Consider the following 12363-nt stretch of genomic DNA (forward strand, 5'->3'; position numbering starts at 1 on the left):
CATCGTCGTAAAGATGATGGCCAACCCCTTTTCATAGGGCAGGCGTATTGGGTATGTGTGACTCTTGGACCTCGGTTGAATTAATTGGCTGGATCGGCCTTTTCCTCGACAATTCGATTCTGAATTTTCCGGAAAATGATTTTGATAATCATATATAACGGTATAACGATAATCATCCCAAGAATGTTTCCCAGGTCCGCCCCTACAAGCAGCAAGATGACGGTAGTCAACGGATGAATATCCAACTGTTTGCCATAGACATATGGAGAGATCAGATTGTCCTGGATTTGCTGGGCAATGACAATGATGACAAGCGACCAGATCGCCATCGAAGGTGATTCAATGAACCCCACAATGACGACAGGAATAGCCGCCAGCAAGGCCCCCACATAAGGAATGAAGTTCAAAATGATGGATACAACTGTCAGAAGAAGTGCATACGGCAACCCTAGAAATAGAAAACCAATGTACATCAGAATTCCCAAGGCCACATTGACAATGACACGGCCTACAATATAGCTGCTTAAAGCTTCATCGATTTCATGGACCGTCTCTTCTCCATCTTTACGATAACGTCTCGGGAGCAGAAGTGTGAGATTGGTTCCAAATTTGCTGCCTTCCTTAAGCATGTAATACAGCATGATCGGGAACGTCGCCAGAATGATAACCAGATTGGATACGACCGAGAATAACCCGGATACATAATCCGTTACCTGAGCAATCCCTTGACTCAGAAAATCAGAAAAGCGCGAGAAGAGATCGGAATCCTCAGGTAAATATTTTGAAAGGAAACCGCTCCTTTCGAATTCAGCCAATTGATCACTGAGCGAAGTAACCAGTACCGGGGCATTTTCCACAAAGTTCAACAGCTGCTCACGCAGTGAAGGCCATACAAGCACACTGAATCCTGCCAAAATTAAGGCAATCACCACGTAAATGATAAGGACTGACAGTGCACGCTTCATTTTGTGCCGTTCCATATAGTCGACAAGCGGACGCAGCAGATAATAGAAGAAGCCAGCAATCAGCAGCGGAATGATGATGATGTGTATCAGCGAGGTCAAGGGAGTGAAAATAAAGTTGACTTTATCCCCCAAATACACGATGAGCAGCAGCAAAATAATCGCTGTGCATATACGGTAAAACTTGTTGTTTATCAAGAAACGTGATCCCTCCATACGCTGCTCTGCCAAATGCGACTGCGGCGATAATATGTATGTAATTAATGCAACTTACTACAGCTTGGGCAGCGTGTTCCATTCCAAGCCATATTCTCATGTATGATTATATGTACCCTTAAATGCTAGTCATGCCACAGCGAATGCTGAATATACTCTCTTTTCCACCCTGAAGTAGAAATTGGGCAAAAAAAAGAAGCAGGCGATTAGCCTGCCACATCTCTTTTGTTGAATACAACCCATGAGATCACCATGAAAATGACATAATATACAGCCAGTACGGCAACAGAAAAACCAAGTGTCATGCCTGCATTGCCTCCACCAAGTAGTCCCAAGTCTGTTGCTGAACCCATGTATCGACTGAGGTCCATGTTATTAAACAGAACATATTTGGCCCACTCGTACCGTTCGGGGTTGAAAATTAGTGAGAACAAATTCTGTGTAAACATGATAAACAGAGAAAGCCCGATTGCCAGAGCTCCCGAACGAAACACGGAGGAGACCATAAAGGCAATAGCGAGTGTAATAAACAAGTCCACGTACAGATATCCCCATAGTGCAAATGCGTGCGAAGCAGAAGCACCACTTCCATCCTGAACTACGGAATGGGAGAACAACATATACGACATTACGGTTGCCAGAATAACAACAAGTAACGTACTCAGAATACTAAATCCAATCACGGACAAATATTTGGATGCCAGTATTTTGCTGCGTGACCACGGACGAATCAGCAGTAATTTAATAGTTCCCCAGGTGAATTCTCCAGCTACCGCTTCAGCCGCAATGACGACACAGAAGATGGTATTCAGGAAAAAGACGATCTGAACGGTAGTAATCGCTGCTTGCCAGTATGGAACCTCACTGGACCCCATGCCTTCATTGAGCAGAACCGGCATCAACAGCGAGATTAATGCCAGAATGGATAACATAATCCAGGTACGCGGACGACGGAAAATTTTCATGTTTTCATTCAGTATGAGATTGCCGAAATTACCCAATGCTGCCGCCCCCAGTCACTTGCAAAAATTGATCTTCCAGCGTATGGGTAACGTTACGGATACCATATACCTGGAACCCTTCACTGACCAGCCTCGCATTCAAGTCCGGAATCTGCTCACGGGATAACCGAATCACAATAGCATTGCCCTGAACTGTAGCCTCACTAATCAGTTCAGCTGCACGCGGTGCATCATTCACCTCAAAAGCAACTTCAGTAAGGACATCTGCCCCCGCCTCAGCTCTTAGATTTCTCACATCAATCAGCTTACCGTTCTGGATAATTGCAACGGTATCACACATCAATTCCATCTCCGACAGCAAGTGGCTGGATACAAAGACGGTGATGCCTTCTTCCTGACAGAGCTGACGCAAATAATCCCTAAGTTCCCGTATTCCCTGTGGATCAAGCCCGTTGGTGGGCTCATCCAATACCAATAGCTTTGGTTTATGTAGTATGGCTTGGGCAACACCCAGACGCTGTCGCATACCCAGAGAATAGGTCTTTACCTTATCATGAATGCGGGCTGTGAGCCCGACACGTTCAATCGTCTCGGCAATGCGTTCTTTCGTAATGCCAGGCGACATTCTGGCAAAGTGCACTAGATTCTGGTATCCAGTCAGAAACTTGTACATTTCAGGATTTTCAACAATAGCCCCAACCTGAGCTATGGCCTGCTCAAATTCATTCTTTACACTGTGTCCCGAGATGATGATATCTCCTTTACTAATGGACATCAGTCCCACCATCATTCGAATCGTTGTTGTTTTTCCCGCCCCATTGGGTCCTAAAAAACCAAAAACCTGCCCCGGAGAAATATCCAGAGTCAGGTCACTGACCAATGATCGGGAGGAGATGATTTTACTGACGCCCTGAAGACGGACGACCGGCTCCTGCTGCATTCCATTTCCTCCTTCATCGACGGACATTCACATCATGCCCGTTTCTCATATGAACACAGTGTATCATAATCTTTAGTATATTGTCCCGCAAACTGGGATTTCCCCTGACGTTTCGTATGAACTACACACGCTTCACAGCATCCAAGCGGCATTTCGCTCCGATAAAATCCGGTGCGAAATACGTGATTGCCTCCACAGTCCTCTTCCTTTAGTTCGACAGAGCCCCTAGCGACCGACACAATCATCCCACAACTGACACAGTAAAAGCGGTCCATTTCGATCAATGATATTCCTTCCCCTCACAAGGAGCATTGAAGTCCCTGTTATTTGTCGTTAGACGCTGAATTTTGATACATTTTGTATCTAACTCGTAATTTACTTGACACCGGGACTAATGTCAACCCCTTGCAGGTTTAAAAAGAAATGAAATGCAAAAAAAGCTCTATAAATGCGACTAAAGTCTCGCATTCATAGAGCCTTTTTAAGTTCAAATGATACAATCCGGTTCATAGTATGGGTTAATACTATCAATCAGTTTTGTCATGCTCGGTCTCGTTGTCCCCATTCTTCGGATAATACCAAAGCAGCGTCCAATCATCCCCATCCTTTACAATATAACAATCCTGCACGATTTTAAATTGACCAAAGGTTCCCGTAAACTTCTGGGTAACCCCAATGCGATATGCCTCTGCAAATGGCTTAACGCCATCAATTACCGTAACGTCAAACTCCCGTTCCGGCTTCTCCATCTCCAAATCAAAGGTTTCCACCCCGAAATGCTGCATGAAAATATGCGCTCTGGACTGTAAATAAGCGCTTTTGGGAAAACGCTCTTTCATCAGCGGATGAAACAACTCCCATGAACTGCCGAAGTCACCTGTCTGCTCATATTTGTAAAACTCTTCGGCAAGAGCAGCAGCTTCGTCTGGTGCATCCGCACGAAACAGATATGGGATGGTTCTGCCGATGAGCCACAACAAAAGCAATACAAGTGCTATGAATCCGATCTTTTTAAGTAATGCATTCCGGTTCCTTCTTCGCAGCATGCCCCGTCCCCCTTGTCCTACTTCCATACTTATGATGGATAGCAGGCAAGTAGAAGCTGGAACTAACGAGCAGCATTTCCTGGGAAATCACTTTCTTTTGATTGAAGATTCTCTTGGAGACCTGAATCTTCTGAAAACGGCATTAACCCCCATATATATGGCAATTCCGCCACATCCGCCAAGCAGATCCACGCCGACATCACGGATCGAACTCGTCCGGTTAGGGCTGAACTGCTGAATATATTCATCAATGGAGGCGATCATTGCTACTACGGTCAGGGCAGCAGCGATACAAGCCAATATTCGCATTTTCCTGTATCTCAGCCCACCATAGATAAGTATCGCCAACACAGCATATACAAATAAATGGGCACTCTTCCGAAATATAAACTCAACAAAATCATAAGGTCGTTGTCTTAAGGAATAATCAAGCTCACCGTAAGTGAACTGCACATCGGGTAATGCAAATCCGATCTTCACTTTTTCAGACCACTTATGCAGCCAAGGCTGGATGGTCTGCTCCTGATACGATTGTGTCGAGAAGTGCCAGATCACCAGAACCCAGGCCGCAATCAGCAGCAAAGACAAGATATAAACATAAGGTCGCTGTTTACGTCTATGCTTATACCTTCGTTTCCCGTACTCCTCCTCCATAAGCAAGGTCCTCACCACTTTCATAAACCTTTCATTGAATCTGTTTATTTCTCCAAATGTTCTTCAATTATTCCGTTAATGCGATCTCTTTCCTGCTGGTCCACGATGTAATAATAAATCCCATTGATTTTCTCACCTTTGCCCTGGATCTCCACCGTATCTACATTCTCCAAATCATTACGATAATCGAGGAGGAGTTCCTTCATCTCATCAAAAGTTACATCCGTTCTGACATGATTACCTAGTTCATCAAGCATATTTTGGATATTAAATACACTGGAGAATTGCATCGTATTCTTAAGCATCTGCTTCAGTATCTCTCGCTGTCGATCATTACGTCCCAAATCCCCTTTCGGGTCATCATAACGCATTCTTGAAAAACCAAGCGCAGCAACACCATCCAGATGAATATTCCCTTGATCATAACGCTGGCCCTCATAATCAAATGCAAAAGGATTATTTACATCTACACCGCCGACCAGGTCAATAATTTTGGAAAACCCCTCCATATCCACTTTCATATAATAATGAATGGGGACTCCCAGAAATTGCTCGACGGTATTTACCGACATGTCCACGCCCCCAAAGGCATAAGCATGATTGATCTTATCTACCGTATTGTGTCCCACAATATCTGTCCGTGTGTCCCTTGGAATATTAAACATGAGTACTTGTTTTTTTCCTGGGTTTACACTTAGTACGATAATCGTATCCGAGCGTCCTCGATCATTCGGACGCTCATCCACGCCCAGAATAAGCGCATTAAAAGGCTCTTTGCTGTTAATATCCACCGGTAGCCCACCTCTGCTATCTGTGACCGAGACGGGCTTTACAGGATTTCGAGGCTCATAAATTTGGTCAGCGGTTGTTTTCACGGATTGGTAGAGATATATGGCATAACCAAATACAACAACTACAAAAAAGGAAACAATCCAAATCGAGATTTTCATCCACTTTTTCATTCGTTTTTCCTCACTCACAATCAAGATGAAAGCTAAATGTTTGAGCTCGACCTAAATAGCTGCTGATTAAATAATGGCTGCCGTCTTCCCCTTCGCGGATGTCAACCCCGGACGACCTACAGAATAATATTGAAGACGGGATGCACGAATCTGCTCGGGACTGTACAGATTGCGTCCATCAATCATGACAGGGTCATTCATCAGATCAGCAAGTTCCGCTAAATCAATATGGACGAATTCCTTCCATTCGGTCAAAACACATAATGCGTCAGCCCCTTTGGCGGCTTCAAGTGGATTTTCTTCCCACGTAACGGAAACGGCATTAACTTCCTTGCAAAAATTGTCTGTTGCAATCGGGTCATAAGCCTTAATCATTGCACCGGCTTCGCTTAACTGCTGGATAATGTCAATAGCTGGAGCATCTCTTACATCGTCAGTATCAGGCTTGAAAGCAAGTCCCCAGACTGCAATTGTCTTTCCTTTCAATGACCCTAACGCTTCTTCCAATTTGTGAATGACATGAAAACGCTGCTCCTGATTGACTTTCACCACAGATTTCAATATTTTGAAATCGTAGTCCACCATTCCCGCAATCTGAATTAACGCCTGCGTGTCTTTCGGAAAACATGAGCCCCCGTATCCAATGCCTGCTCTCAAAAAAGCCGATCCAATACGCTTATCAAACCCCATACCTTCGGCTACGCGAGTAACGTCGGCTCCTACTTTTTCACATATATTAGAGATTTCATTGATGAATGATATTTTAGTTGCCAGGAACGCATTGGATGCGTATTTAATCATTTCAGCTGAACGAATGTCTGTAATTATAAGATTCTCCGTTAATGGACGGTGAAGCTTCTTCAGCGTTTTAATCGCCCGATCACTGTCTGTTCCGATAACAATGCGATCCGGATTCAACGTATCCTTTACAGCCGAACCTTCTCTAAGGAACTCGGGTACAGATGCCACATCGAAAGGCTGCGATGAGATACTGCTAATCAGCTCACGAACACGATCATTGGTGCCTACAGGAACAGTGCTTTTGGTCACGATAATTTTGTAGCTCTCAATATGGCTTCCAATCTCTATAGCTACTTGCTCTACATAGCTTAGGTTGGCTTCGCCGCTCGGAAGAGAAGGAGTGCCTACAGCGATAAAGATAATATCCGACTGGCTAATCGCTTCAGCAATATTGGAGGTGAACGATAGATTGCCTGCTTGCATGTTGGAAGCCATCAACTCTTTGAGGCCAGGCTCATAGATGGGAACGTTACCCTTGTTGAGCATCTCTACTTTGGCCTCATTGTTGTCTACACAGATGACCTGATTGCCGATTTCTGAAAAGCATACTCCTGATACCAGACCTACGTACCCTGTTCCAATCACTGCAATATTCATCTTGTTTTCCCCCAATTCACGCAATTTTGGATAATATCTGTCCATTCCATCTCTACTCGCACGATATCCTCTTCCACCAGTTCACTGCCCATCTGCACTTCAATGATCTCAAGTTCGGTTACAGCCTTCACGCTATGTTTACTGCCAGCCGGAATTGAAAGGACATCTCCCTGATGAATCCGACTCAGTTCACCATCGAGAATCAATTCGCCATGCCCTGAAACGACCGTCCATACTTCGTTTCGTTTGAGATGATACTGATAAGAAAGATTCTTCGCCGCTCCTATAATCATCCGCTTGGTTAAAACCTCTTCCGCTTTATCATTGCGTGTGTAGTCCAGGACCTTATAGCAGCCCCAGCGGCGCTCCTCATACATAGGGCGTTCAGTGCTATCTTTGAGCACTTCCTTAATCTGCGGACTTGCTTCCTTTTCGCTCACAAGAATACCGTCAGGACTTGTAGCAACAATGAGATTGGAGACGCCAAGCACACAAACTGGGATATTCAATTCATTGATTAAATGGGTATTTACAGAGCTGTTCGTCATGACACCTTTGCCTACGATGTTGGTACTCATCTCATCTGTTAATGTGTTCCATGTACCCAAATCTTTCCAATATCCATCATACGGTGTTACTACAATATGTTTAGCCTTCTCAACCACCTGGTAATCAAAGCTGATTTTCTTCAATCTTCCGTATTGTTTCAGCATCTCTTCATACTGTATTGGCAGTTCAAGCAAAATGAGAAGATTGATTAAATAATTCAATTGAAATGCAAAAACCCCGCAATTCCAAAGGGCAGATTGTTCGATCATCTCTGCCGCTTCAGTCTCACAGGGTTTCTCTTGAAAACGTGATACTTTGGCGTAATGCTTGTGTTTTTCAGCTTCATGTTGATCTGGAATAATATAACCGTATTTTTCTGAAGGATAAGTGGGTTTCACCCCGATTAATGCCAGCTCCGCACCAGACTCAGCCAATATCCCTTCAAGCTCCGTTACTTTATAGAAAAAGGATTCCTCCACATATGGGTCAACAGGAAGTACAGCTATCGTTTCGTTCAGACTGACACCCTGTACGGAGTACAGATATACAGCTGCCAAGGCAATCGCGGGAAAGGTATCTCTGCGCTCCGGCTCAACCACAAGATTAACCTCATCGCCCAGCTGACTCCGTAAAATCTCCACCTGTGGCTTGCTCGTTGCTATCGTGGCCTGTTCGCTTAGTCCCGTATGCTGTAGCTGCCTCCATACCCGTTGAACCATGGATTCAGTTTGCCCTTCCGGGCCCTCCAGTACTTTTAGGAACTGTTTCGATCTCGTATCGTTGGATAAGGGCCATAACCTCTTGCCTGATCCACCGGAGAGAAGTACGATTTTCATGTTTATCACTCCACTCTCTATATTTTCACACACATTAAGCATTCATCCTGTCTCATTTCAACATTTTTTTCTCGTTCAGGCGTTTTAGCAAAAAATGAATGTCTTCTTTGTTAAAGATCATTTGTCTCATCGGAATATTGTATATCTTTTTTAATGAGATCAGAGAAACCATAATCCGCACTACAGAACCTGTGAGCAAAGCAAGACCAATTCCGTATAATCCGTAGTGAGGTGTAAGCAGGAAGAATAAAGTAATGGTTATGGCAACTGCTGAACTTTGTCCAACCAAGATGACTCCTGGCCGCCCTAGAGCGTTAAATGAAGAAGCAAGTATGCCCGCTCCTCCGCCCACAACACATTCCAATGAGAGTAGATAAAAAGCACCACTAGCTTCCAAAAATTCTTCTCCAAACAATAACCCTATAAAGAAACGACCAATGATCATACTAGGCACGACAATGATCATCATAAAAATCATACTGATTCTAAACGATCTGCCTACAAGGCTAAATACTTTGTCTTGTTCCAAACCAGCAGCTTTTGGGAATATAACGTTCGTTATCGCCGTCTGGAATACATTAAACATACGGGATAGTGCGTATACAACTGAATAGAGACCAAAATCACGCGGAGTTAACAACGCTAAAATAATAATTTTATCAAACTGATTATAAAGTGTATTGAGCAACTCGACTCCGCTTACTTTTGCAGCAAAAGTAAACAAGTGCAAACTAGATTTGATACGACCTATAACTTCGGAAATCTGTCTTGAAATATGCATCCGAAGTGTATATGCATAAAAGCACAGTACAATAACGAAGGATATAAAACTTACGATAATAGCTCGTTCCAATGATAGGGTTCCGCTAAGCCATAAAAAAACTAGCCCTACGAAATTAATGAGTGGCGCAAGCATCCTCGCAAAATTATAGATCTGAAACTTCTCTGTGCCCTGTGCCGTCGCTGCTAATACGCCAATGATCAGGAAAATGGGAGAAAGGGAGATAATATACACTCTCGCGATGGAAATAACTGAATCAGAATAATTCGATAACCATGATGACACCCCAAACCAACTTATGATTCCGAGAATAATACTGATTGGAATCTGTACCAGAAATCCCATCCCCGTATAAACAGAGATTTGATTACTATTCTTTTTGATATGATAGATTAGTGCCGTTGGCAAGCCTAACGTTGCCAGATTGGTAAGAAATCCTGGCCAAAACAGAATCGCAGCCAGTTCCCCCTTGCCTTCCGCTCCAAACATTCTACTGGTAATAATAGATGTCACTGTTGTAATTCCCATAATCAGAATGTTGGCGAAACTGGTCATTAATATAGACGTGTACATACTTCGCTGCTTGATATTTCCTTTCGAAGCCAGTTCTATCATATAGATTAACCTCTCTCTGTTTAACCAGGCATAATTATAATTCTACCTCCACGCTCCGTGTCCTTAGAGATCCCTTCTTTTCTTTCTGATAGAGGACCTCTTCAAAACTGTCTAAATATTTCCTGGACATCATTTTCCAATCATTGCGTAATGCAATTTCCCTAGAAACTTTCCCCATTTTTTTCATGTCTATCTCGTTGAGAATAAGAGAATTGAGAGTATTAGTTAACTGATCAGCATCGTTTGGATCACTCAGGACGATTCCTGAGGGCATATTTTCGCCTGAGCTCTGTATAATTTCAGTTACGCCCGATTGCTCTGTTATAACGACCGGTATTCCTGAGGCAAGAGCTTCGAGTACAACCAGACTGCAAGCCTCATAACGCGACGGAAAGATAAAGAGATCCACATTGCGCATGATATGTCCCATATCCTTGCGGTAACCCAAAAAATGAACCCTATCTTCAATATTCAAATCTTTGGCCATCTGAGGATATATACTTCTGTCAGTAGAACCAGCAACAACAAGAGCTAACTCAGGCACGGTTACCATTGACTTTAGCACGGTGTCTAGGTTTTTTCTTGGACTACTGATATCACCAGCAAAAAGACCTACAACCCGGCTGGGGTCGACATCCATTTTGCTCTTCTTCCCAGCTTCACTGGGATAAAATTCACGCACATCCACTCCATTATGAATGACTTGTATCTTATCATGCTTAATGCCCAATTTTATTAGTTCGTTCTTCACTTTCTCAGAAACAGCAATAATCTTACCGCTTTTGCGAAAAGCGTACCGTTCGAGATACGCATTCACAAGAGTATAAAGACCAAAGTACCAACGTTTCCAAGAGCGATTTACGTGGAAACTATGTACGGGGGATTTAATCCATGTGCTGTGTACAAAGTGAACTGCATTGATGTCCCCTTTAGCCCAGGTGATAAAACCATTGACCATGACCAGATCAACCTGTTTTGTTTTTCTTAGCTTGCGAATATGAGTCGCACTTTTAAAGGCAAAGATCTGATAGCGCAATAGCTGTGGCAACTTGAGAGAAGGAAATACCTTAATCCATATAGCACCCTTATATTCAAGTAACTGTGGTTCCACCTCATTGGCAATCATAATAACTTCATGCCCCTGTTTCAATGTTTCAACTGCAACCTCATAGTTGACTCGGCCCTGTCCCTCTCCTTTTACAATCCTATGAGTAACAATACATATTTTCATCCTTAATCCTCCTAAATTGGGACATGAAGATTGTGGATACAATTAGATCAGTTTCTTCAAAAGCTGACCGCGATGCGACCATAGGCAGTGATTGATAACCCAATCATAACCGTTATTCCCCATTGTTCTGGCCAGTCCCTCATCCGTAATCAATTCTTCAATACGATTGGCAATTTCCTTATCATCCGTAGGATTTACGAGATAACCAGTTATTTCATCCTTTACCGCATCAGGAATCCCACCACTATTCCCCGCAATTACAGGCAATCTGTAGTAATTAGCTTCAAGGAATACAATTCCGAAACCTTCAACATCACCTTTTTCTTTAATATCACGGCTAGGCATGACAAACAGATCAGAACATTCATATAAACAATGCAGCTCATGGTCAGTGATGCCGCCTGTGAACACAACTACAGAATCTAAACCGTACTGCGTTACCAGACGTTCCAATTCCCCTCTGTGTGGACCAGCTCCACATATCAGATATTTCAGATTAGGAATCTGCTCGATCACATGACTAATAGCTTTAAGAGTGACATCATGTCCCTTGCGCTCAACCAGACGAGAGACGGTTATCATCACTTTTTTGCCATGCAGATCATATTTATCCCGGATATCTTCATTGAAATCAGAACCACCAATTAGTTTGCTTACGTTTAAGCCTGGTGGAATAATGACAATCTGCATCTCCGGAATGCCTAGCTCCATCAGCTTTGACTTGGTATACTGACTATTCGCAATTACCTTGTCAGAACGCCTCAAAATGAACAACAGGATTGGGAACAATCTGCTGTTCACCATCCCCATAACATCTAAGCCATGGACATAAGGGAAATATTTCACTCCAAAAAAAGTTTTCATAAACGGGCCTGCGATGCCTACCGGAAATATGTTGACAAAGTGTATCTCGTCCGTCTTTTTACCCCATTTCAGAATAATCAGCTGAATGATCAGAATAAACTGCGATAAGATGAGCAGGAGCTTATTGGAATTCCAAAAAATTCGCTTCCGGATAATCTTAAAATCGGTCTTCTGGTCAAATTGTTCGGACTCTGCAACATTCTTTATTTTATTCGTTAGAACAGTGGTCTCTTCTGCCGGAATCTGAGATATAAGTCCATAGGCATAATCATGAATCCCCCCTTTTTCGGGCGGAAAATCAATAGCAACAAACACTTTATTCATAGGTTCTATCTCCCTTGAGAGGC

The 12363-nt window shown here is 43.3% G+C and carries 11 protein-coding genes; all 11 read right to left on the reverse strand.

Annotation, left to right across the window (positions count from 1 at the left end):
• Positions 1 to 80: 80 nt before the first annotated feature.
• The 11 genes from P364_RS0125535 to P364_RS0125585 all read right to left on the reverse strand — a co-directional run bounded on the left by P364_RS0125535 (position 81) and on the right by P364_RS0125585 (position 12340).
• On the reverse strand, positions 81 to 1160 hold the full coding sequence (locus tag P364_RS0125535; RefSeq protein ID WP_024632877.1) for an AI-2E family transporter: 1080 nt from the start codon (positions 1158 to 1160) through the stop codon (positions 81 to 83).
• Between the two features lie 224 nt (positions 1161 to 1384).
• Complete coding sequence (locus tag P364_RS0125540) at positions 1385 to 2179, reverse strand: ABC transporter permease (RefSeq protein ID WP_024632878.1); 795 nt, start codon at positions 2177 to 2179, stop codon at positions 1385 to 1387.
• Positions 2172 to 3080: an ABC transporter ATP-binding protein gene (locus P364_RS0125545; protein ID WP_024632879.1), complete on the reverse strand. Its 909-nt coding sequence runs from the start codon at positions 3078 to 3080 to the stop codon at positions 2172 to 2174. Before P364_RS0125545 ends, P364_RS0125540 begins: the two co-directional genes overlap by 8 nt.
• Positions 3081 to 3607: 527 nt before the next feature.
• Positions 3608 to 4126, reverse strand: coding sequence for a hypothetical protein (locus P364_RS0125550; protein ID WP_024632880.1), 519 nt, complete (start codon positions 4124 to 4126; stop codon positions 3608 to 3610).
• An 87-nt stretch (positions 4127 to 4213) separates the two neighbouring features.
• On the reverse strand, positions 4214 to 4780 hold the full coding sequence (locus P364_RS0125555; RefSeq protein ID WP_024632881.1) for a VanZ family protein: 567 nt from the start codon (positions 4778 to 4780) through the stop codon (positions 4214 to 4216).
• A 44-nt stretch (positions 4781 to 4824) separates the two neighbouring features.
• On the reverse strand, positions 4825 to 5742 hold the full coding sequence (locus tag P364_RS0125560; protein WP_024632882.1) for an LCP family glycopolymer transferase: 918 nt from the start codon (positions 5740 to 5742) through the stop codon (positions 4825 to 4827).
• 66 nt (positions 5743 to 5808) lie between these two features.
• Positions 5809 to 7140: a UDP-glucose dehydrogenase family protein gene (locus P364_RS0125565; protein ID WP_024632883.1), complete on the reverse strand. Its 1332-nt coding sequence runs from the start codon at positions 7138 to 7140 to the stop codon at positions 5809 to 5811.
• The gene (locus tag P364_RS0125570) at positions 7137 to 8525 is read right to left on the reverse strand and encodes a sugar phosphate nucleotidyltransferase (RefSeq protein WP_024632884.1); all 1389 of its coding nucleotides are present in this window, start codon (positions 8523 to 8525) and stop codon (positions 7137 to 7139) included. The genes P364_RS0125565 and P364_RS0125570 overlap by 4 nt, the downstream gene beginning before the upstream one ends.
• Before the next feature lie 52 nt (positions 8526 to 8577).
• Positions 8578 to 9921, reverse strand: coding sequence for a lipopolysaccharide biosynthesis protein (locus tag P364_RS0125575; RefSeq protein WP_052016773.1), 1344 nt, complete (start codon positions 9919 to 9921; stop codon positions 8578 to 8580).
• Between the two features lie 34 nt (positions 9922 to 9955).
• Complete coding sequence (locus P364_RS0125580) at positions 9956 to 11152, reverse strand: glycosyltransferase family 4 protein (RefSeq protein ID WP_024632885.1); 1197 nt, start codon at positions 11150 to 11152, stop codon at positions 9956 to 9958.
• A gap of 42 nt (positions 11153 to 11194) precedes the next feature.
• Positions 11195 to 12340 (reverse strand): glycosyltransferase family 4 protein, encoded by a 1146-nt coding sequence (locus P364_RS0125585; RefSeq protein ID WP_024632886.1) that lies wholly within the window; start codon positions 12338 to 12340, stop codon positions 11195 to 11197.
• Positions 12341 to 12363 lie beyond the last annotated feature (23 nt).

The organism is Paenibacillus sp. MAEPY2, from assembly GCF_000499205.1.
GTDB classification, from domain to species: domain Bacteria; phylum Bacillota; class Bacilli; order Paenibacillales; family Paenibacillaceae; genus Paenibacillus; species Paenibacillus vandeheii.